Below are 20,764 nucleotides of genomic sequence, written 5' to 3'. Positions count from 1 at the left end.
AGATCAAAGGGAAGAAAATTATGGAAATGCCCACATTCGGTGGCTCAGCACTGACACGGCCGGGCGACGCCGTCCAGATGCCCGGCTCACGCTACATCCTGCCCACGTTCGAAGAACGCACGGCCTACGGCTACAAGCGCCAAGACCCATACGCGAAGCTCTTCGAAGATCGCATCATCTTTTTGGGCGTACAAGTCGATGACGCGTCTGCCGACGACGTCATGGCACAGTTGCTCGTGCTCGAGAGCCAGGACCCCGACCGCGACATCGTCATGTACATCAACTCGCCTGGCGGCTCGTTCACTGCGATGACCGCGATCTATGACACCATGCAGTACATTCGGCCGCACGTGATGACGGTGTGCCTCGGGCAGGCCGCGTCTGCGGCCGCGGTGCTGTTGGCGGCGGGGCAGCCCGGCAAGCGCCTGGCTTTGCCCAACGCGCGCATCCTGATCCATCAGCCCGCGGTCGGCCAGGCCGGCCAGGGGCAGGCCTCAGATATCGAGATCCAGGCAGCCGAAATCCTGCGTATGCGGGTCTGGCTGGAAGAGACACTGGCATCGCATTCGGGCAAGCCGGTCGACCAGGTGCACCGTGACATCGACCGGGACAAGATCCTGAATGCCGCCGAGGCGCTTGAGTACGGTTTGATCGACCAGGTTCTGACCAGTCGTAAGAACGTGGCGGCACTGGTCAAGTAGCACCGGATCCGCCCACTGAAAGTGACGCGCCGCGCACTCAACCTCGAGTGCTGCGGCGCGTTGTCTGCCCAGCGGGTTAGGCTCTAATGAATAGTGGTTGGATGACCCTCGACGAAGGAGCGTGAATATGGCCCGCATCGGTGAAAGTGCCGACCTGCTGAAGTGCTCTTTCTGCGGCAAGAGCCAGAAGCAGGTTCAGCAGTTGATCGCGGGGCCCGGCGTCTACATCTGCGACGAATGCGTCGAGTTGTGCAACGAGATCATCGAGGAGCGACTGGCCGAGGCCGGCGAAGAAGTTGTCGCCACGGTCGAACTGCCCAAGCCCAAAGAGATCTTCGGCTTTCTGGAGGAGTACGTGATCGGCCAGGAGCCCGCCAAGCGCGCTCTGGCCGTCGCCGTCTACAACCACTACAAACGAGTGCGTGCCCGCAACACGATCACGGCGGCCGACACGCTCGACGATGTCGAGATCGCCAAGAGCAATATTCTCCTGATCGGGCCGACCGGTTGTGGCAAGACCTATCTGGCGCAGACCCTTGCGAAGCAGTTGAACGTGCCGTTCGCGGTGGCGGATGCCACCGCGCTCACCGAGGCGGGCTACGTCGGTGAAGACGTCGAGAACATTCTGCTGAAACTCATCCAGGCTGCCGATTACGACATCAAACGGGCCGAGACGGGCATCATCTACATCGATGAGATCGACAAGATCGCCCGCAAGGCAGAGAACCCGTCGATCACCAGGGATGTCTCCGGTGAGGGTGTGCAGCAGGCACTTCTGAAGATCCTTGAGGGAACGGTGGCATCGGTTCCGCCGCAGGGCGGGCGCAAGCACCCGCACCAGGACTTTCTGCAGATCGACACGACCAACGTTCTGTTCATCGTGGCCGGTGCGTTCTCCGGTCTCGAAGACATCATCTCCAACCGGGCCGGAAAGCGCGGGATCGGGTTCGGCGCCCCCCTGCACTCAAAAGATGACGACGCCGACCTCTTCGGTGAAGTATTGCCTGAAGACCTGCACAAGTTCGGCCTGATCCCCGAGTTCATCGGCCGCTTGCCCGTAGTGGCGACCGTGTCGCAGCTCGACCAGGCGGCCCTGATGCAGATCCTGACCGTGCCGAAGAACGCCATCGTCAAGCAGTACCAGCGCATGTTCGAGCTCGACGAGGTAGAGCTTGAGTTCGACCAGGGTGCGCTCGAAGCGATCGCCGATCTGGCCGTGCTGCGGCAGACAGGTGCGCGAGGTTTGCGGGCGATCATGGAAGAGGTTCTCGGGCCGATCATGTTCGAGGTGCCCTCGAGCGAAGAAGTTGCCCGCGTGGTCATCACCCGCGAGGCCGTGCTCGACAATGCTGCGCCGACGATCGTGCCGCATACCAATCGGCGCCGCCAGGAGAAATCGGCCTGACCGAATCGCGACAGCAACAACGCTCTCGCCGCCGAGAGGTGCCTCTTACTCCAGCCCTCGTCTCTTCAGCAGCGGTTCGATCGCGGCATCGCGGCCGCGGAACTCGCGGTAGGCCTCCAACGGATTCTTTGACCCGCCCACACCCAACAGCAATTCGCGGAACCGGTCGCCGTTTTTGCGGGTGAGACCACCGTTTTCCTTGAACCACTCGACTGTGTCGGCATCCAACACTTCGCTCCAGATGTACGAGTAGTAGCCGGCGGCGTAACCACCCGAGAATGTGTGAGCGAAGTAGGTACTTGAATATCGGGTCGGCACGGCAGGGTTGTTGAGTCCAGCGTCGGCCAGCGCGGCTTTTTCGAAGTCCGCGACATCAGTCACCTCGTCGTCGGCGGTGATTCTGTGCCACGCCTGGTCGAGCATGGCCGCCGCCAGGTACTCGCTGGTGGCGAACCCCTCGTTGAACTGCACCGACGCCTGTACTTTGTCGACCAACTCCTCGGGCATCGGGGAGCCGGACTGGTGATGCACCGCATAGTTGGCCAGAACCTCGGGCCAGAGCATCCACATCTCGTTCACCTGGCTGGGAAACTCAACGAAGTCACGGAAGACATTGGTGCCGGAGAACTTCGGGTAGGTCACCTGGGCGAACAGTCCGTGCAAGGCGTGTCCGAATTCGTGGAACAGGGTGTTGACCTCGTCGTAGCTGAGCAGGGTGGGCTCACCCGCCGCAGGTTTGGGCACGTTGAGGTTGTTGACCACGACTGTCGGATGCTCGAGCAACCGCGACTGGGAGATCAGCGGGTTCATCCATGCGCCACCCCGTTTCGAGTCGCGCGTGTAGAAGTCCCCGACGTAGAGTCCGACCGGAGAGCCGTCTGAGTTCAACACCTCGAAGACCCGTGCATCAGGGTGGTAGGCGATCAGGTCGGGCCGTTCGGCGAAGGTCACCCCGTAGAGTTTTGTCGCCGCGAAGAAGACGCCGTCGTGCAGTACAGCCTCCAACTCGAAGTACGGGCGCATTGCGGCGGTGTCGACGTCGTACTTCGCTTTGCGCTCCTTCTCGGCGTAGAACGCCCAGTCCCAGGATTCGAGCGGGCCGACGGCGCCCGCCTCATCCATACGGTGTTGGAGGGCGGCTTGCTCGGTGTGCGCGTTGAATGCCGCCGGCACTGCCAGCCTGCCGAGCATCTCGGCCACGGCACCGGGTGTTTTCGCGGTCTCATCGGCGGTCACCCACGCGGCATGGCTGTCGAAACCGAGCAGGCGGGCGCGCTCGGCACGCAATTTGGTGATCTCGAGCACGAGGGCGCGATTGTCGTAATCGCCGCCACGATTGCCGCGTGACCGTGAGGCCGTCATGACACGCTCGCGCAGGTCTCGGTTCGTCAACTGTGCGAGATAGGGGTGTCCGGTGGGCAGCACCAACGAGATCAGGTATTTGCCCGCCAGCCCGCGCTCGGATGCTGCGTGGGCTGCGGCGGAGATCTCGCCGGCGCTCAGACCGTCGAGGTCGGCGACGTCATCGACGACCACCGCCAAGTCGTTCGTGTCGGCCAGCAGGTTCTTCTCGAACCGGGTGGTCAGCGTTGAGAGCTGCCCGTTGAGAGCGGTCAACCTCTCCTTGTCGGTCGCGCTGAGGGCGGCGCCGGCGAGCGAGAACTCGGTGAAGTACCGTTCGATCAAATAGACCGCTTCGGGGTCGAGGTGCAGGGAGTGCCGTTGCTCGTGCAGCAGTGCGATGCGTTCGAAGAGATCCGCGTTCAACCGGATCGCATCCTCGTGCGCGGCGAGAAGCGGTGCCATTTCGGCCTCGAGCTCGGCGGTGAAGTCGGTCGAGTCTGACGAGCATTTGTTGTAGAAGACGTTTGCGACGCGGGTGAGCAGCTGCCCGGCGCGTTCCAAGGGAATCATCGTGTTCTCGAAGGTCGGTACGTCGTCGAGGGTCGCGACCTGGGTGACCTCGGCCAGGTGTTCGGCCATCCCCTGGTCGAACGCGGGGCGGTAGTGCTCGTCGGCGATGTCTGCGAAGGGCGGCAACTGGTACGGCAGGGCGCTGGGGGAGAAGAACGGGTTCTCGGTCTGAGGCATGCTCCCAGCATATTCGCTACGCGAAAGAGGCGACGGGAATCATGGCCGCTCGTGGGGCGGGGTTCGCAGCGGGCGTCGCACGGGCGGGCATGGGCGCGACAAGATGCAAACAATTAGATGCAAAGATATGATTGCAAACATAGCTTTGCAAAGCTATCATTGGTATATGCCCGAAAAAAGCACCGGCCGGCTGATCGACTCGGCAGCGCTCAAGGCGCTCGCGCATCCGCTTCGGGTGGAGATTCTGGACGAACTCTCGCTCTACGGGCCGGCGACCGCGAGTGGACTTGCTGAACGGTTGGGCGAGTCAAGCGGTGCCACCAGCTATCACCTGCGCCAACTGGCCAAACATGCCTTCGTGCGTGAGGTGGAAGGCAGGGGGACCGGGCGCGAGCGGTGGTGGGAGCGCACGCCGGGCGGGCTGACTCTTGACTTTCGCGAGTATGAGGACAGCCCGGCCGCGGTGGCAGCGAGTGAAATGGTGAGCCGGCAGTGGCAGCAGAGGCGTGAGGCGATTCTCGTCGACTTCATGGATCACGGGCTTGAACGACTTTCCGAGGACTGGATTGCCGCCAGCGTCTTGAACTCTGCGACCCTCACTCTCACCTCGGGTCAATTGGCCGAGATCAGCCAGGCGTGGATCGCCTTCCTCGACGAGAACGTCGCCAAATATCGCGGCGTGAACCTTCCGGGCTCTCGCCCGGTCCAACTTCAATTCAACGCATTCCCGCTTGTCGCGGGAAAGGAGACACCCTCATGACGACCATGGAACACCCCATAGTGACCTTCGACTACCAGTACCCGTACCCGGCGCACGGTGTCAGGCTGTTCGCGATCAACTTCGGCCTTGCTCTGGTGGCGTGGGGCCGGAAGCGCTCCGCGCACCGGCCCCCCGTGTCCTACCAGCAACAGGTGAATCTCCTGGAGGCGGCGCAGGTGCAGGCACTCCAACTGGGTGGAATTCGTTAGTGGACACCTGCGCGCGCCGCCAGTTATCGCTTTCGGCACCGTAACGTCGTTGCAGTCCGCGTACTCATTAGACTGAGGCGACACCGGCCGCAAGCAGAAAGCGACGAGCGCCATTTTCCAGCCCCTTTCCGCCGGCGTGATCGCAGCCATCGCCGGCTTCGCCACGTCGTTCACTCTGGTCGTCGCCGGACTGCAGGCGGTCGGGGCGACCGAGCAGCAGGCGGCGTCCGGTCTACTGGCGCTCACCGTGCTGATGGGGCTCTCCACGATCTTCCTGGCGTGGCGACATCGCATCCCGATCACGATCGCATGGTCGACCCCGGGGGCGGCCCTGTTGATCGTGGCCGGGCAGAACAACACGAACTTTCGTGCAGCAGTCGGCGCCTTTCTCGTCTGTGCGGCTCTGATCGTTGTATGCGGGTTGTGGCCGGCTCTCGGACGACTGATCACGCGAGTTCCGCGACCGATCGCCAGTGCGATGTTGGCCGGCATCCTGTTCCCCATCTGTGTCGCGCCGATCACCGCGTCGATCGAATTCCCGTGGCTGGGCGTGCCAATGGTGCTCACCTGGCTGGTGTTGCTGCGCCTCTCACCCCGCTGGGCCGTTCCCGGGGCGATGATCGCGGCAGTGGTGGCGATCGCGGTCACGTCGACAGGCGGCTGGCTCGGAGCCTCCAACATCGCGCCCCAGCTCAACCTGGTGTTGCCCGAGTTCGACCCGCTGGTGATCGTGAGCCTCGGCCTGCCGCTGTTCATCGTGACCATGGCCGGTCAGAACGTTCCCGGTATCACGGTCATGCAGACCTTCGGCTATGCCGTGCCGGCACCGTCCGCCCTGGTCACCACCGGCGCCGCCTCGGCCATCAGCGCGTTCTTCGGCGGCCACGCCCTGAACCTTGCCGCGATCACGGCGGCGTTGACGGCCAGCCCTGAGGCGCACGACGACAGCAGCAAGCGGTGGATCGCCTCGGTCACCGCTGGATCCACCTACGTGCTGCTCGGACTCGGTGCCGGGTTTGCGACGGCGCTGGTCACGGTCGCACCGCCGGTCGTCGTCGTTGCGATCGCGGGGCTCGCCGTGGTTGGTGCGTTGATCGCCTCGATCCAGACGGCGCTGGAAGATGATCGCCACCGGATCACAGCTATCGCGACTTTTTTGGTGACGGCTTCTGGTATCACCATTGTGGGCATCGGGTCGGCGTTCTGGGGGCTCGTCATCGGAGCAGTGTTGATGCTGTGGCTGCATGGGTCGCGGCCACGCCGAGCTATCCGATCAGGGCCTGTTCACTCGTCGTCGTCGTCGTCAAAATCCTGATCCCACGATTCGTCTGAATCGTCTGTGGGTGGCTCGATGCGCGCCTCATCTTTCTCAGGCGTGTAGGTGATCCGTGTGCCGTCGTCCAATTCGATCACCGGCCGGCCGTCGAGCCAGGTCAGCGTCCAGCGCCACGTGGCCGTGTCGAGATCCAGTTTGCTGAGGTCGTCCTCCACCTGCCGCACGGCAAGTTCGACCACTTCAGGGAGGCGTGTCGGCAACTCGTCTCCGACGCTCCAGCGTGTTCCAAGTTGCACTATGCGGGGTCGAGTTCGTAGGTGACCCAGTCGGTACGGCGTGCCTTCTGGTCGTAGAGACTCATCGCGGTCTCGTTGTCAGACGCGGTGATCCAGCGCACCACGCTCAGCCCCCGGTCGGTGGCGACCTGCTTCACATGGTCGAGGAGTGCGGCGCCCGCTCCCTTACCACGGGCATCCGGATCGACGAAGAGATCATCCACATACAGCCCGCGGCTGCTTGACAGCGGGCGAGCGAACTCCCGGTAGTGCGCGAGCCCGACCAGCTTGCCGCCGTCGGAATCGTCGACCGCAACCGCGCCGTTCAACTCATGGTTGGGGTCGACCAACCAGCTCCAGACCGTCAGGGCCTTGATATCGGTTATCTCTGTCTCGTAGAACGAGCCGTAGCCGGCGTAGAGATCCAGCCAGGTGAAGAAATCACCGTCCGCAATGGGTCTGACACTGATCGACATAGTTGCCCCTCACTCGTTGTCTGTCGGCGTGAGCACAACGTCTCGAACCGACAAGTCTGCACCCTGTTCGAAGTGCAGTTCGTCAATCCTACCGACCGACTTCAGGTCGTTCGCAACCAGCTCTATCGCGGTGAGCTGTTCCGGGGTACCGGTGAGCACTGCAGACTCGACGCTGGTCTTCTGCGACGCCTTCGCATCGGTCTTCGCCCCACGGATGCCGATGAGGGCTCGCCCGGCCAATTCGAGCAGGTGTTCGTCACCATTCGAGGCATCGTCGAACTCTGTCAAAACCGGCCACGCGGCCTGGTGCACAGACACGTCGTTGAACCACGACCAGGCCTCCTCGGCAGCGAACGGGATGTACGGTGCGAACAGGCGCAGCAGTGCTGAGAGTGCTCGGCGAAGTGCCGCCACGGCCGATGCCTGGCCCTCGCCACCGGTGGCGTAGGCGCGCTCCTTGACCAGTTCGAGGTAGTCGTCGCAGAACGTCCAGAAGAAGGTCTCGGCCACTTCGAGCGCCCTCGCGTGGTCGAAGGAGGCGAGCGCGGTGGTCGCGGTCTCAACCACCCGGGCAAGGTTCTTCAGCATGCTGACGTCGAGCGGCTCGGTCACGGTGGCGTCTGCGTCTGCGTCAAAACCGAGGATGAACTTGGAGGCGTTCAGAACCTTGATGGCCAGGCGGCGGCCGATTTTGATCTGGGTGGGATTCTGCGGGTCGAAGGCCGCATCGGTGCCCAACCGGGATGACGCGGCCCAATAGCGCACCGCGTCGGAGCCATGCTGGTCGAGGATGTCGGCGGGGGTGACCACGTTGCCCTTCGACTTGGACATCTTCTTGCGGTCGGGGTCGACGATGAAACCGGAGATCGCGGCGTGGTGCCACGGCTTGACGCCCAGCTCGAGACTCGAGCGCAGCATGGTTGAGAACAGCCAGGTGCGGATGATGTCCTGGCCCTGCGGCCGCAGGTCATAGGGGAAGACCAGGTCGAACAACTCGTCGTCGCTCTGCCAGCCACCCGCCAATTGCGGGGTGAGCGAACTGGTCATCCAGGTGTCCATCACGTCATGCTCGCCGACGAAACCGCCGGGCACCCCGCGCTGGCTCTCATCGAAGCCTGGAGCCGAATCGGAAGATGGGTCGACCGGGAGGCTCTCTTCGGTCGGCACGATCGGCTGGTCGAACACCGGGTTGCCGTCGGAGTCGAGGGCATACCAGACGGGAATCGGCACACCGAAAAAGCGCTGCCGGGAGATCAGCCAGTCGCCGGTGAGGCCACCGACCCAGTTCTCGTAGCGAACGCGCATGAATTCCGGATGCCAGTCCATCTCCTGGCCGAGTTCGATCAGCCGGGCACGAAGGGCTTCGTCGCGGGCGCCGTTCTTCACGTACCACTGGCGCGTCGAGACGATCTCCAGCGGGCGCTCGCCCTTCTCGAAAAATTTCACCTGGTGGGTGATCAGGCGTGGCTCGCCGATGAGGTCGCCCGATTCCTTGAGCAGCTCGACAACGGCCTGTTTGGCGGAGAACACGGTCTTGCCAGCCAATTCGGCATAAGCCGCGCGTCCTGCGTCAGATGTGATCGCGTCGGGGGCCTCACTGATCAGGCGGCCGTCGAAGCCCATGATGGCCCGGTTGGGCAGATCGAGCTCCCGCCACCAGACGACGTCGGTCACATCGCCGAAGGTGCAGATCATCGCGATTCCGCTTCCCTTGTCGATCTGCGCCAGGTGGTGGGCAACGACCGGCACCTCCACGTCGAACACTGGGGTGCGAACGGTGGTGCCGAACAGCTTCTGGTAGCGCTGGTCATCGGGATGCGCGACCAGCGCGACACACGCAGGCAGCAGTTCCGGGCGGGTGGTCTCGATCTCGACCGGGCCAGATGCGCCATGGAAGGTGACGCGGTGGTAGGCGGCCGGCTGCTCCCGGTCCTCGAGCTCGGCTTGGGCCACGGCGGTGCGGAACGTCACATCCCAGAGGGTGGGCGCCATCGCCTGGTACGCCTCGCCGCGTGCGATGTTTCGCAGGAAGGCAAGCTGGGAAACCCGGATGGAATTGTCGGCGATGGTGCGGTAGCTCTGGCTCCAGTCGACCGAGAGCCCGAGGGTGCGCCACAGCGTCTCGAACTGTTTCTCGTCCTCGACGGTGAGCTGTTCGCACAACTGGATGAAGTTGCGGCGCGAGATCGGCTGCTGGTTGCCGGGTTTCGAAGCGGCGTTGTCCCCGCCGTCGAACGGCGGGGTGAAGTCGGGCTCGTAGGGCAGAGACGGGTCGCAACGCACCCCGTAGTAGTTCTGCACCCGGCGCTCGGTGGGCAGCCCGTTGTCGTCCCAGCCCATCGGGTAGAACACGCGTTTGCCCATCATGCGCTGAAAGCGGGCGATCACGTCGGTGTGCGTGTAGGAGAACACGTGCCCGATGTGCAGCGACCCGGAGGCGGTGGGCGGGGGAGTGTCGATCGAGAAGACTCCGCCGCGGTCGGTGCCGGTGCGGTCGAACCGATAGGTGCCGGCCTCTTCCCAGCTGGCGCCCCATTTGGCTTCTAATCCTTCGAGGACAGGCTTGGCAGGGACACGCTCGGATGAGGGCACAGGAGACTCCGGTTCGCTATAGGCGGCACCGTGTCGGTCGAAAGGTGCCTGAATGTACGTTCGCACCCCATCGTATCGGAGGCGGGTTAGGTGGTTGCTGAACCATGACTCGCTGGGCCGGTGTCATCGTGCTCGAGCCCGGTGTGCTGAAAACCGGCACAGATCGGGGCGACCGCCGCGGTGAGGAATGGCGCCAGCGATCCCCGGCCGGTGCCGGCGGCCGCCCACGCCTGAGCGCCCGCGATCATGGCCCCGGTCACGGCGTAGGCAAGTGATTGTGCTCGGTTCTGCGCCTCGGCCGCGCCAGATGTCAGTCGGGAAGCGATGAACTCGGCCAGGATCCGGGCGATGCGCATCACGCGGCTGAGCGCAGACGCCTGCAACTCTGCGACGTCGCCGATCACGTCGTATTGGGTGAGCGCCCAGGGAACCTCGGACGGGCCGAACTGGTGGCCGAGTGCGGCGATGCCATCAGCCAGGGCCTTCATCAACGGAATCTCATCGGGAATACCGTTCAGGGCGTCGTCAAGAGTCGCAAGGCGATCATCGACATGCACCCAGAACACGTCGGACTTCGCCTGGAAGTAGTTGAAGAATGTGTTGCGGCTGACCCCGGCCCGAGTGGTGATCTGCTCGATGGTGGTGCCCGCGTAGCCGTTCTCCAGGAACAGTTCGTTGGCGGCATCCTCCAGCATCTCCTTCGACGAGGAGCGGGGGCGGCCGGGGGCGGAGCGCGGCGCCGGGGATGCGGGGTGTGACATGCTGGCATCATTCCACATCAACGGGCACCGGCGGCGGTGCACACGGGAAGCGAGCGAGACAATGACTGCAGACGACGCAATGGCGGCAATGAGTAATGTGCAGATCGATGACGGCACGTTCCGGGTCACGGAATGGACGATCGGTCCAGGCCAGTCGATTCCGGAGCATGAGCACCTGTTCGACTATGTGGTGATCCCGCTGGTCGACGACACCATGCATGTGGTCGGTGCTGATGGAAAATCGTCGCCGACCACTCTGCGGGTGGGAGAGAGCTACAGCAGGCCCGCCGGCGCGGTGCACTCGGTCTGGAACCACGGGTCGCGCACGATTGTGTTCGTCGAGGTGGAACGCCTCAGGTAAGGGGCCGGGACGCTTCGTTCCCGCTCACGTCAGCATCGGTGATCAGCGGCCCGGCGACGACGCTGCAGTCTTGAGTCGGCGTCAGAGCCGAGGCGCGGCGGCGAGCAGTCGGCTCGTGTACTCGTGGGCGGGGGAGCGGAACACTGCCTCGGTGTCGCCGCGCTCCACGATGCGGCCGCCCCGCATCACCAGAAGTGAATCGCTCATGTGGCCGACCACGCCGAGGTCGTGCGAGATGAACAGGTAGCTGATGCCGAACTCCTGCTGCAGGTCGTTCAGCAGGTCGAGAACCTGCGCCTGCACCGTCACATCCAACGCAGACACCGGTTCGTCACAGATGATGATCCCAGGCCTCGGCGCCAGGGCCCGCGCTATCGCGACTCGCTGACGCTGGCCGCCCGACAGGTGTGCGGGGCGGCTGTCGCGGGTGCGTGAGGCGAGCCCCACCGAGTCGAGCAGCTCTGCCACCCGGGTGCGGTGCTGGCGCGTTCCGCCGCTGCCGTTGCCGGCCGCATCCGTCAGGATCTGTTCCACTGTGAGCCGCGGGTCGAACGACGCCGACGGATCCTGGTAGATCGCACCCATCTGACGGCGACGGTGACGGCGTGCACTTTCAGGCAGCGGACTCCACGGCTCGCCATGCAGTGTGACGGTGCCATGATCGGGCGTCTCCAGTGCGAGCAGGAGCCGGGCCACTGTGGTCTTGCCCGAGCCGGATTCGCCGACCAACCCGAGGGTTCGGCCGGGGTGCAGGGTGAGCGAGACGTCATCGACGGCACGCATCAGGCTGCGGTCGGGGGTGCGAAACACTTTGGTGAGGCGTTGGGCGTCCAGCACCGGGTGCTGTTCGGGTGCGACTGGCGGTTCGTGCGGGCGTGTCTGGGTGCCGAGCGCGCCCGTTGTGGCTGGGAGGACAGGTGACGAACTCACGGACAGGCGCTCACCGCGGGGTCGACCGGTGGGTACAGCAGCGATGAGGCTGCGCGTGTAGTCGTGCTGCGGTGCCTCGAGAATTTCGGCGGTCGACCCGGTCTCGACGATTCGGCCGGCACGCATCACCGCCACACGGTCGGCGAGCTGTTTCACGACGGCCAGGTCGTGGCTGATCAGGAGCAGTCCCGTCCCTGACGCGGTGAGCTGGGCGAGCAATTCGAGCACTTGCGCCTGCACCGTGGCATCCAAAGCGGTGGTGGGCTCATCAGCGATCAGCACGGGTGGGTTCAACGCGATCGCCGAGGCGATCAACGCCCGTTGCCGCAGGCCTCCTGACAGTTCTCCGGAGCGCTGCCGGGCGCGCAGGTGCGGCTCGGGCATCCCCACGGCGGTGAGCAACTCCTGCACCCTCACACCGCGGGCCGCCGGGGAGAGGCGGGTGTGCAGGCGAAGGGCGTCGGCGATCTCACGTCCCACTGGGCGAAGCGGGTCGAGTGAGGAGAGGGCGTCTTGCAGGATGAACCCGATCTTCCGGCCCCGTATGCCACGCCACGTGGCCGGGCGGAGGCCCACGAGGGAGCGCTCGCCGAGGCGCAGATGATCGGTTTCGACGTGTGCGCCTGTGCCGGCGAGGCCGATCAATGAGCGGGCTGTGACCGACTTGCCCGAACCCGACTCGCCGACGATCCCGAGGCACTCGCCGGCCGTGAGCTCGAACGAGATGCCGTCGACCACCTGCGGGCCGCGGCCGAACCGCACCCGCAGGTTCTGCACGTCGAGCACCGGGGTGCCCCTTGCTACGGCGGGCGAGAGAATGGAGGCTGAGGTGTCGGTCACCTGTTCACCTGCCGGGTTCGGTTCTGCAGGCTGCGGCCAAGGGCCGTTGCGGCCCCGGCGGCGAGTACGATCGCAATGCCCGGAAACACGGTCATCCACCACGCGGTGCCGATGTAGGTGCGTCCGGCGGCGAGCATGGCGCCCCACTCGGCGGCCGGCGGTACCGCACCCAACCCGAGGTAGCTCAGCGACGAGGCCCAGACGATCGCCTGGCCCACCCCGAGGGTGGCGAGCACGAACACCGGGGCGATCGCGTTCGGCAGGATGGTCCGTGTCAATCGGTGACCCGGTGCGCGCCCCAGCACGATCGCCGCCTCGACGTAGGGCGCACCGCGGATGGCGCGCACCTGGCTGCGGATGATCCGGGCATAGCCCGGCGCTGTCGCAAGGCCGACGGCGATCGTCGACGTGGCGATGCCGGGCCCCGCAATGGCGATGAACACGAGCGCCAGCAGCAGGCCGGGCAACGCGAACAGCACCTCGCTCACGCGGGTGAGGGCGAAGTCGGTTCCGCGGCCCCCGATGCCGGCGGCGACCCCGAGCAACAGAGCCAGACCGATCCCGATGACGGTGGCGACCACCCCGATGATGAGAGAGGCCCGTGCACCGTGGATCACCCGGGTGTAGATGTCGCGGCCGGACTCGTCGGTGCCGAACCAGTGCCCGGCCGACGGTGGGCGGAACGCCTGGCCCGGGTCGATCCCGAGCGGATCGAGGGTGCTGAGCAGACCGGGGGCGATCGCCGCGACCGCGAGCAGCGCCAGAGTGGCGATGGCCACGATCTCACCCGGGCGCAGCTTCGACTTCATGATGTTCCGAGGCGAGGGTCGGCGATTCGGTCGACCAGGTCGGTTACCACGGTGACCAGAATGAAGGCGAGGGCCGAGACAAGGGCCACTCCGGTGACGACCGGGATGTCGCGGATCGTGACCGCGTTGAGCAGGGTGCGGCCGAGGCCGGGCCGGGCGAATACGGTCTCCACCACCACGGCGCCGCTGAGCAGTGCCCCGAACGCCCAGCCAGAGAGCGAGATGCCGGGCAGCGCGGCGTGACGGATTCCGTGGTACCAGCGAACTCCGGTCTCGGACTCACCCCTGGCCCGTGCCGAGAGGGCGAACGGGGATTCCAGGGCATCCGCCAAGGACTCACGCATCACCTGCCCGAGGAAGCCGGCGAGGGGGATCGCCAGGGTCAGCACCGGCAGCACCAGGCCGATCGGCCCGGGCACACTGATCGCCGGTAGCCAGCCAAGCCAGGAGGAGAACACGATGATGAACACGGAGGCCAGCCAGAAGTGCGGCACGGCGGCCGCCATGATCTCCATCCCCGAGCCGACCCGGTCAGACAGCCAGCCGCCACGGGTGGTCCACAGCGCGAGCCCGAGGGCGAAGATCCACGCGGCGGCGAGGGCGGCCAGGGTGAGGACGAGCGTTCCCCAGAACTGGTCGAGAATGAGCGCCCCGACGTCGGTCTTGAGTGCGTAAGACGTGCCGAGGTCGCCGCGCAGCAGCCGCCCGAGCGCACCGAAATACTGCGCGGCCAGCGGTTGGTCGAGGCCGTAGTCGAGTCGCACCTGGGCCAGTGCCTCGGGGGAGGCCTGTGAACCCGGGCCCCCGAGGATTGCTTGGGCCGGGTCACCCGGGATCAGCCGCAGCGCGAAGAAGATCAAGGTGGCCACCGCCCAGAGCACGAACACGCCCCCGGCGATCCGCAGCCCCAGCCAGCGCAGCATCCGCCACCCCCGGCCAGCCCTCGATCTTCGCCGCGCGCCAGTTGGCGCGGTTCGCGCCTGTTCTAACACCCGCGCTGCGTGCCAACGGGCGCGAAACGGGGGGTGACGCGGCGAGCCGACGCGAGCCGGGGTCGTGCCCTGCCCGGAGAGGCAGTCAACGGTCTAGCCACACGTCGTAAAAGGTGGGCGTCGACACGGTGGGCATCGCCCGCAGCCCCTGCACCGCAGTGCTGTGCAGGTAATGGTTCTGCTGGTCGTACAGCGGCAGCACGTAGAACTGGCTCAGCACGAGCCGTTGTGCGTTCTCGTACAGCTCTGCTCGCTTCGCCGGATCGGTCACCTGGCTGGCCTCGTCGAGCAGGGCGTCGACCTCGGGGTCATTCACCTGGGCGAGGTTGGCGAAGTAGCCGCTCGGCGCCGGCGTGATCGACGCCGAGTGGTACAGGATGCGCAACACGTCAGGCCCGACCTTCGTGTACGGCGCGCTCACCAGGTTGTACTCGTGCGCAGCCAGCGCCCCGTACCAGCTGGACAGGTCCATCGGCTCAAGGACCACCTCGAAACCGGCCGCCTTCACCGTGGCCTGGATCTGCTGGAACAATGACTGTTCGGCCGGAATCGACTGGTTGGTGCTCACGGGGAACGTGAGGCTGAGCCGCTCGCCGCCTTTGACCCGGTAGCCGTCGGCATCGTGCTCGGCCCAACCGGCGGCATCCAAGAGATTGTTCGCCTGGGCCAGATCGGTGTCGAAATACTCCGGGGTGCTCAACCCGAGCGCCTCAACGCTGGACAAAAGTGAGTAGGAGCGTTCCGCCGTGCCGAAGAACAGGCTGTTGATGCCGTCGTTGACGATGGCGGCCCGAATGAATGCCTCACGCACTTTCACATCGTCGAACGGTGCCTTACTGGAGTTCAGCTCGATGCGGTTGGCCGCGCCGGGGCGGGGTGCGTTCAACTCGGCGATGCCGTTCTTGTCGGCTGCTGCCGCGATCGTGTCCGGCTGCGCATTGTCGATCACATCGACCTGGCCGGCCTGCAACGCAGCGTACCGCGAGGCGGAATCGGGAATGAACCGCCACTCGATGCGGTCGATGAGGGCGGCACCCGTGTGGCCGGCGTCGGCGGGCGGGGAGTTGTAGTCCTTGTTCTGCACCAGGGCCACTTTGTCCTGTTTCACCCAGGTGTCGACGATGAACGGGCCGGTGCCGACCGGGCTGGCGCAGTTCTCCTCCTGGCTGCGCTTCAACGCAGTTGGCGACTCGATCGCCACCCAGGGCTGCGAGAGTGAGTCGAGCAGGGCGCTGTCGGGGGTGCTCAGTTCGAGGCGCACCGTGTGGTCGTCGACGGCGACGACCTCTTTCACCTTACCGACGGCGAGGTAGCCGGTCGAGGATGCAGTGTTCGGGTCTTTCAGGTGTGCGATGTTGGCGGCGACGGCTGCGGCGTCGAACGGGGTTCCGTCGGTGAATGTCACGTCGTCGCGCAGCGCGAACTCCCAACCGAGGCCGTCCGCATCCTCGGTCCAGGTGGTGGCCAGCCACGGAATGATTTCGCCCGCCGTGTTCTTCGATACCAGCGACTCGAGGTATTGCGTGCTGATCAGAGCCTGCGGGTAGTTGCCGCCCACATGCGGGTCGAGGCACGTCGGTTCGGCATCGCCCGAGGCGTAGACCAGGGTGCCGCCAGCCACCGGCCCTGCGTCGCTGGTCGGCGCCGAACTCGTGCCGTCGCCCGACGTCTGAGCCGAACACCCCGCGGTCATCAACGCGATCCCGGCGCCGAGCGCAAGCGCGGAGAGGGTGGATGAACGCAGCTTTGTCGTGCTCAGGGTCATGGGGTTTCCCTAGTGGTTGGGGTGTGATGCCCGCGTGTGAAGCCGGGGCGCTGGTCGAGGCGCCGATGAAAGAGTCCAAAAGACCCGCCCAGTTTATTGTTGGACTCAGCCCAACAACTATATCGTGTGCCGAACCGACCCGCAGGTCAGGGGTCAATCGGCGAGCCCGCGCTGCCCCGGTATGGAATGATCCGACCGGGAGTTGGCGCCCCGAACCGCCAGCTTCACGGTTGCGCCACGTGGAACGCAACGCGGCTGTTAGAACGGGCGCGACACGTGCCAACTGCCGCGCGGCCGCTATTTATCGAGAATTGGGGAGGCGCGAGCTGCGGCAGGGCGGTGGATTAGGGGCGAGAGGTGGATTAGGGGTGGGCGGTCGAGGTAGCTGCAGCGGTGCAGGCCGGGCAGAGACCGAAGACGTCGACGACGTGAGCCGGGTCGGTGAAGCCGTTCTCGGTGGCGACCCTCTGCGCCCAAATCTCGACGGCATCCGCCCCGATCTCCACCGTGAGTCCGCAGGAGCGGCAGATCAGATGGTGATGATGACCCGTGCTGCAGGCCCGGTACAGGTTCTCGCCGTCCTGCGACTGCAGGGTGTCGGCCTCACCCAGGGCCGCGAGTCGGGTGAGGGTTCGGTATACGGTGGCGAGACCGATGCGGGAACCCGACTCCAGGAGGTTCGCGTGCAGCCCTTGCGCGCTGACGAAGCCATCAACTTCCTCGAGGGCTTCGCGCACCGCATCGCGCTGCCAGGTGTTTCTCTGCATCATCCCACCGTAGCGGCACCCCTCAAGCGGCCCCGCGATTCACCCGGAACGAGCCGCCGACACTCGGAACCTTATCGAGGGGTCCGGGGGCCGAGGTTGGATCACGCGATCATTCGTTATAGCGCGACAGAATGACGTAGGCGTGGCTGACCCGAGTCAGATCCCCGACCAGCCGAATCCGCACCATCTTGCCCGCCAGTCCAGGCTCGACAATGCTCAGCCCGGTGGTCGCCTCATTGCAATTGAGCACTTGGCCGGCAAGGACCTCTGTCGGGGAGGCCTCGGTGGATACCTCAACGGTGAGTGAACCCTGCACGGCCCCCGTCCGGCAATCCGCCTGAAGCATCACGCCATCTGCGTCGTCGGGGACCACGGCGCTGACCGAACCTTCAAAGGTCGCCGGATCAGCCAGGATCAGCCGGGCCAGTTCGTACTCGTCCTCAGCGGGAGCGAGGAACGGATCGAAAGCCCTACCCAGCGGGCCGATCTCCTGCGCACGAACAGTGAGCGCCGGTTCGACCGTACCGTCGGGCAGCCAGGTCAGGGTCCAGTCGTAGATCTCGGGCAGCTGGTCGCTCTGATGTGGTGTGCCCGCATCGCTGGACCAGTTGAGGGTCAGCCCTGATGGGGGAAACTCTTTGGCCGGCACGCAGCTCGCCTGGATGGTCAGCTCGGGTGGGATGGCAACGACGCAGACGCTGTCGAACCTCGTTCTCACGGCATACACACTCGAGCCCTCACCATGGAACAGTTCTCGGGCCGATGATTCTGCGTTGAACTCAATCGGCAGGTCAACCGGAGGCAGGTCGACGTACGGGTTCTGGGTGCGATCGAATATGGCAGCGAATCCGAGTGTTGAGGCGTCGGCGCTGGGTTCTGGGCTGGCCGACGGCAGCCCAGCGGAGATGCCGTCCCACTGAGTTCCCAGAAAAAGGCCCGCGATCAGGGCCGCTGAGAGGCCGCCGGCGATCCACGCTGCGCGACCTCTGCGGTGGATTCCGGGCGCCGTCGACGGGCTACGGGGGGCTGGGCCGGTATCGGCTGAGGAAGGAGCAATCTCGGTCTGCGCATGAGCTGCGCGTTCGGGGAGTTGCGGATGCCCGAGTTCTCGTTGCTCGGACTTTTCAACCAAGGCCGATCCAGTCGTGGCTTCGCTGATGTTCGACGCTGCGCCCCGTGCTGGCAAGTCGGCGCTGCTGATCGCCCGTTCCACGGCTGCGCGATCTTCGTCAACTGCCTGGCGGGCAGCGCTCAGGCGGCAGGTGGCCTCAGCGTGAGCGGCCGGATCCACGTCGGCCGAGTAAGCAAGGCGCTGAAGCTCTCGAACGAGCACCTGGGGGGCCTCGGCACCGCTGGGCGCGACCTCCAACGGATGATCATGCCACCAGAGCGCATCGAGCACATCGGCCCGGCCGGTATACGCCGCGCGAACGCGTTCGAGGAACTCCGCATCCGCCTGCGCGCGTGCAAACACGCCGGCTGGGTGCGCTGATGCGGGAGTGTGGCTCATTCGACGTACCTGCTCAGTACCACATAGGCAGATGACACGGAACTGAGATCGCCGATGAAGGCCACGCGCACGACCATGCCGTCATACCCGAGGCTCGTAATGACGTTCGTGTCTGGCCCCTGGTTGCAGTTGAACGTGCCGCTGAAAAGGGGAGTGTCTGTGCCCACCCCGGTGCTGACCTGGTACCGGACGGTCGTTGCTGAACGTCCAGAACCACACGCACCGGTGATGATGAACCCGTCGGTGCCATCCGGAACGACGGCGCTCGCCGGTTTGCTGGTGTTCGACCGGTCGTACACAAGCCGGGCGATCTCATCCTCTCCGGGGTCGGGTGCGACGGCCGGAACCACATCGATCTCCTGCCCGGAAACTGTGTGACCCGTGTTGGTGATCTCGCCATAGACAGACCAGGTGGCCGACCAGTTGAGGAGCCTGGGCGCCGACCCGGAGGCTGAGTCCTGCACCACCCAGTACACGGACAGGCCCGACGGCGGAAACTCGGAGTCGACGACACAACTGGAGGCGTAACCGGCTTCGGGCGGCACGGCCACCAGACAGGTCAACCCCGAGGTCGACCGGGCCGCGAAGATCTGGGAGTGATCCGCCGAAGGCGAACTGGCGGCGGAGTCACTGGAGAACTCTGCTGTCGTGAGCAGTCGCAGCGAGGCGGGGTCGAAGAAATCGGGTAGCGACGTCTGGGGCGTGTCGATGCTCGCAACCTGGATGGTGTCGAAGTGGGCCTCGACCGCTGCGGGCGGCACCGAGGGTGCGACGCTCACGGGCTCGTTACCGGTCAGACTGAGGGCCTGACTCCACGAGGGCCATTGGGCACCCACCGCACCCCCTGCCACCATGGCCAGGATGGCGCCGATCGCGACCAACATGGTGCCCCGTCGCGCTGCACCGCTGGGCTGTTCTTCAGGTTGTGGCTGAGGTTGAGGGTGGTCGGCCTGGTCTGGTCCCCCGGAGGTGTTGCGGGAGTGTGGCTGTCCGACGATGTCACCCTTAGTGGCCTCTCCCGCCGAGCGAGCCGGTTGCGGATGATCGAACCATTGGGCGTCGACGGGCGCAGCATTCTGAACCTCCGTCGAGGCGGCCTCGATTGCGGCGTCGATCGCCCGCCGGTCGGTCTCGACTGCGTGCAGGGCCGCGCGCAACCGTCGGCCCTCGTCGGCGGTCACCGCAGGGTCGGCGTCGGCCGAATACACCCGACGCTGCAACTCCTGCACGAGCACCTGTGGCGCCGGCGCGCCGCTCGGGCCGGCATCCAACGGCCGAGAAAGCCACCAGAGCGCATCCAGCACGTTATGTCGCCCGGTGTACGCCGCTCGAACCCGCGCAAGAAACCCCGCATCGTGCAGAGCCCGTGCGTAGACCCCTTCGGCGGCGTCAGTACCGCTCACAACAGCGAGCCGTGAATTCTCAGCTCCGCTTTGCGCTGATGCGCTCTGCGAGCTTCCAGGAGCCGGGGATCAGGGCGGCAGCGATTCCCGCCTTGATGATGCCACCGATGATGAACGGGTACAGGCCCCACTCCAGTGTCTGCTGCAGGTTGGCCGAGAGGGCGAGCGAGAGCCCGATCATGCCGAGCGCGAAGATCACCACGGTTCCGGCCAGGAACGAGAGCGCTGCTCCGAGGAACTTCTTGTCCCAGTTGCGCTGGGCCAGCCAACCGGTGAGACCTGCAGCGATGATGAAGCCGAAGATGTAGCCGCCGGTCGAGCCGAACAAAACGCCGGCGCCCGAGGAGAAGTCGCTGAACACCGGCAGACCGACCAGGCCGAGCACGGCGTAGAGCGCCATCGACAGGGCGCCACGAGTGGCACCGAGGGTCGAGCCGACCAGCAGCACAGCGAGGGTCTGCATGGTGATCGGCACCGGCCACAGCGGAACGAACAACTGCGCGGCCACCGCGGTGACAGCCGCACCCGATGCGATCAGAACGACGTCTGTGGTGAGGCTGCGCGCAAACACGCGGTCGGCGAGGGTGGGGCGGCCAAGAGTAAGGGCGAGGGTCGACACGCGACTCTCCTTTCAGCTGATGGATACAACAGTGGGGTCCGCCACGGGCGGCCTGCATTCATCGTAGAGGGTGGGGTGGCGAAGGCGTGCACGCAGTCGCACGAACGTGCGTGTCGTGCGTTGTACAGGTTCTGCAGATACCATGGGAGGTTCACACGCATTGATCCGGTCATCACCGGGGAGCGCTCGGAAGAACAGCAGTTTGATGTCGGGTTCTGAGAC

At 65.3% G+C, this 20,764-nt stretch carries 19 protein-coding genes; 6 read left to right on the top strand and 13 right to left on the bottom strand.

Annotation, left to right across the window (positions count from 1 at the left end):
• The first annotated feature begins 20 nt into the window (after positions 1-20).
• Both DL891_RS03320 and clpX read left to right on the top strand, forming a co-directional pair.
• Positions 21-701, top strand: coding sequence for an ATP-dependent Clp protease proteolytic subunit (locus tag DL891_RS03320; protein ID WP_111719003.1), 681 nt, complete (start codon positions 21-23; stop codon positions 699-701).
• Between the two features lie 127 nt (positions 702-828).
• Positions 829-2,106, top strand: coding sequence for an ATP-dependent Clp protease ATP-binding subunit ClpX (gene clpX, locus DL891_RS03315; RefSeq protein ID WP_111719002.1), 1,278 nt, complete (start codon positions 829-831; stop codon positions 2,104-2,106).
• 45 nt (positions 2,107-2,151) lie between these two features.
• Here clpX and DL891_RS03310 read toward each other — a convergent pair whose 3' ends face one another.
• Positions 2,152-4,197, bottom strand: a complete 2,046-nt coding sequence (locus tag DL891_RS03310; RefSeq protein ID WP_111719001.1) for a M3 family metallopeptidase — start codon at positions 4,195-4,197, stop codon at positions 2,152-2,154.
• 166 nt (positions 4,198-4,363) lie between these two features.
• Here DL891_RS03310 and DL891_RS03305 point away from each other — a divergent pair, with 166 nt between their 5' ends.
• The 3 genes from DL891_RS03305 (at position 4,364) to DL891_RS03295 (ending at position 6,481) form a co-directional block, all read left to right on the top strand.
• A complete protein-coding gene (locus DL891_RS03305; RefSeq protein WP_111719000.1) occupies positions 4,364-4,957 on the top strand; it encodes a transcriptional regulator in 594 nt (197 codons plus the stop codon).
• Positions 4,954-5,166 (top strand): hypothetical protein, encoded by a 213-nt coding sequence (locus DL891_RS03300; RefSeq protein WP_111718999.1) that lies wholly within the window; start codon positions 4,954-4,956, stop codon positions 5,164-5,166. Before DL891_RS03305 ends, DL891_RS03300 begins: the two co-directional genes overlap by 4 nt.
• Before the next feature lie 112 nt (positions 5,167-5,278).
• The gene (locus tag DL891_RS03295; protein WP_111718998.1) at positions 5,279-6,481 is read left to right on the top strand and encodes a benzoate/H(+) symporter BenE family transporter; all 1,203 of its coding nucleotides are present in this window, start codon (positions 5,279-5,281) and stop codon (positions 6,479-6,481) included.
• Here the strand turns inward: DL891_RS03295 and DL891_RS03290 are convergent.
• The 4 genes from DL891_RS03290 to DL891_RS03275 all read right to left on the bottom strand — a co-directional run bounded on the left by DL891_RS03290 (position 6,451) and on the right by DL891_RS03275 (position 10,546).
• Positions 6,451-6,738, bottom strand: a complete 288-nt coding sequence (locus tag DL891_RS03290; RefSeq protein ID WP_232818983.1) for a hypothetical protein — start codon at positions 6,736-6,738, stop codon at positions 6,451-6,453. The two genes, DL891_RS03295 and DL891_RS03290, sit on opposite strands and share 31 nt — an antisense overlap.
• On the bottom strand, positions 6,738-7,193 hold the full coding sequence (locus tag DL891_RS03285; RefSeq protein WP_111718997.1) for a GNAT family N-acetyltransferase: 456 nt from the start codon (positions 7,191-7,193) through the stop codon (positions 6,738-6,740). The genes DL891_RS03290 and DL891_RS03285 overlap by 1 nt, the downstream gene beginning before the upstream one ends.
• 9 nt (positions 7,194-7,202) lie before the next feature.
• Positions 7,203-9,785, bottom strand: coding sequence for a valine--tRNA ligase (valS, locus tag DL891_RS03280; protein ID WP_111718996.1), 2,583 nt, complete (start codon positions 9,783-9,785; stop codon positions 7,203-7,205).
• Between the two features lie 86 nt (positions 9,786-9,871).
• On the bottom strand, positions 9,872-10,546 hold the full coding sequence (locus DL891_RS03275; protein ID WP_111718995.1) for a TetR/AcrR family transcriptional regulator: 675 nt from the start codon (positions 10,544-10,546) through the stop codon (positions 9,872-9,874).
• Positions 10,547-10,607: 61 nt separating this feature from the next.
• Between DL891_RS03275 and DL891_RS03270 the strand changes: the two genes are divergently transcribed.
• Positions 10,608-10,907: a cupin gene (locus tag DL891_RS03270; protein ID WP_232818982.1), complete on the top strand. Its 300-nt coding sequence runs from the start codon at positions 10,608-10,610 to the stop codon at positions 10,905-10,907.
• An 81-nt stretch (positions 10,908-10,988) separates the two neighbouring features.
• On the opposite strand, the gene DL891_RS03265 is transcribed toward DL891_RS03270, so the two are convergent.
• The 8 genes from DL891_RS03265 to DL891_RS03230 form a co-directional block, all read right to left on the bottom strand.
• Positions 10,989-12,677 (bottom strand): ABC transporter ATP-binding protein, encoded by a 1,689-nt coding sequence (locus DL891_RS03265; protein ID WP_232818981.1) that lies wholly within the window; start codon positions 12,675-12,677, stop codon positions 10,989-10,991.
• Positions 12,674-13,486 carry an ABC transporter permease gene (locus DL891_RS03260; protein ID WP_111718994.1) on the bottom strand — a complete coding sequence of 271 codons (813 nt, stop codon included), beginning with the start codon at positions 13,484-13,486 and terminating at the stop codon, positions 12,674-12,676. The genes DL891_RS03265 and DL891_RS03260 overlap by 4 nt, the downstream gene beginning before the upstream one ends.
• A complete protein-coding gene (locus DL891_RS03255; RefSeq protein ID WP_111718993.1) occupies positions 13,483-14,409 on the bottom strand; it encodes an ABC transporter permease in 927 nt (308 codons plus the stop codon). Before DL891_RS03255 ends, DL891_RS03260 begins: the two co-directional genes overlap by 4 nt.
• Before the next feature lie 154 nt (positions 14,410-14,563).
• Positions 14,564-16,243: an ABC transporter substrate-binding protein gene (locus DL891_RS03250; RefSeq protein ID WP_111718992.1), complete on the bottom strand. Its 1,680-nt coding sequence runs from the start codon at positions 16,241-16,243 to the stop codon at positions 14,564-14,566.
• A 362-nt stretch (positions 16,244-16,605) separates the two neighbouring features.
• On the bottom strand, positions 16,606-17,013 hold the full coding sequence (locus DL891_RS03245; protein ID WP_111718991.1) for a Fur family transcriptional regulator: 408 nt from the start codon (positions 17,011-17,013) through the stop codon (positions 16,606-16,608).
• Between the two features lie 106 nt (positions 17,014-17,119).
• The gene (locus DL891_RS03240; RefSeq protein WP_111718990.1) at positions 17,120-18,520 is read right to left on the bottom strand and encodes a hypothetical protein; all 1,401 of its coding nucleotides are present in this window, start codon (positions 18,518-18,520) and stop codon (positions 17,120-17,122) included.
• Positions 18,517-19,923 carry a hypothetical protein gene (locus DL891_RS03235; RefSeq protein WP_111718989.1) on the bottom strand — a complete coding sequence of 469 codons (1,407 nt, stop codon included), beginning with the start codon at positions 19,921-19,923 and terminating at the stop codon, positions 18,517-18,519. Before DL891_RS03235 ends, DL891_RS03240 begins: the two co-directional genes overlap by 4 nt.
• Before the next feature lie 19 nt (positions 19,924-19,942).
• Entirely contained in the window at positions 19,943-20,542 is a 600-nt protein-coding gene (locus tag DL891_RS03230) for a biotin transporter BioY (RefSeq protein WP_111718988.1), read from the bottom strand.
• Positions 20,543-20,764: the final 222 nt, after the last annotated feature.

The sequence above is a fragment of the Homoserinimonas sp. OAct 916 genome (assembly GCF_003260275.1).
GTDB lineage: Bacteria > Actinomycetota > Actinomycetes > Actinomycetales > Microbacteriaceae > OACT-916.
The sequence above is the reverse complement of the archived record's forward strand: the minus strand, read 5'-3'. Positions and strand labels throughout refer to the sequence as shown.

Coding starts and splice junctions, on each gene's coding strand:
- DL891_RS03270 (WP_232818982.1), top strand. CDS start 10,608: ATGACTGCAGACGACGCAATGGCGGCAATGAGTAATGTGCAGATCGAT.
- DL891_RS03245 (WP_111718991.1), bottom strand. CDS start 17,013: ATGATGCAGAGAAACACCTGGCAGCGCGATGCGGTGCGCGAAGCCCTC.
- DL891_RS03240 (WP_111718990.1), bottom strand. CDS start 18,520: ATGAGCCACACTCCCGCATCAGCGCACCCAGCCGGCGTGTTTGCACGC.
- DL891_RS03285 (WP_111718997.1), bottom strand. CDS start 7,193: ATGTCGATCAGTGTCAGACCCATTGCGGACGGTGATTTCTTCACCTGG.
- DL891_RS03310 (WP_111719001.1), bottom strand. CDS start 4,197: ATGCCTCAGACCGAGAACCCGTTCTTCTCCCCCAGCGCCCTGCCGTAC.
- DL891_RS03320 (WP_111719003.1), top strand. CDS start 21: ATGGAAATGCCCACATTCGGTGGCTCAGCACTGACACGGCCGGGCGAC.
- DL891_RS03250 (WP_111718992.1), bottom strand. CDS start 16,243: ATGACCCTGAGCACGACAAAGCTGCGTTCATCCACCCTCTCCGCGCTT.
- DL891_RS03305 (WP_111719000.1), top strand. CDS start 4,364: ATGCCCGAAAAAAGCACCGGCCGGCTGATCGACTCGGCAGCGCTCAAG.
- DL891_RS03255 (WP_111718993.1), bottom strand. CDS start 14,409: ATGCTGCGCTGGCTGGGGCTGCGGATCGCCGGGGGCGTGTTCGTGCTC.
- clpX (WP_111719002.1), top strand. CDS start 829: ATGGCCCGCATCGGTGAAAGTGCCGACCTGCTGAAGTGCTCTTTCTGC.
- DL891_RS03275 (WP_111718995.1), bottom strand. CDS start 10,546: ATGTCACACCCCGCATCCCCGGCGCCGCGCTCCGCCCCCGGCCGCCCC.
- DL891_RS03260 (WP_111718994.1), bottom strand. CDS start 13,486: ATGAAGTCGAAGCTGCGCCCGGGTGAGATCGTGGCCATCGCCACTCTG.
- DL891_RS03300 (WP_111718999.1), top strand. CDS start 4,954: ATGACGACCATGGAACACCCCATAGTGACCTTCGACTACCAGTACCCG.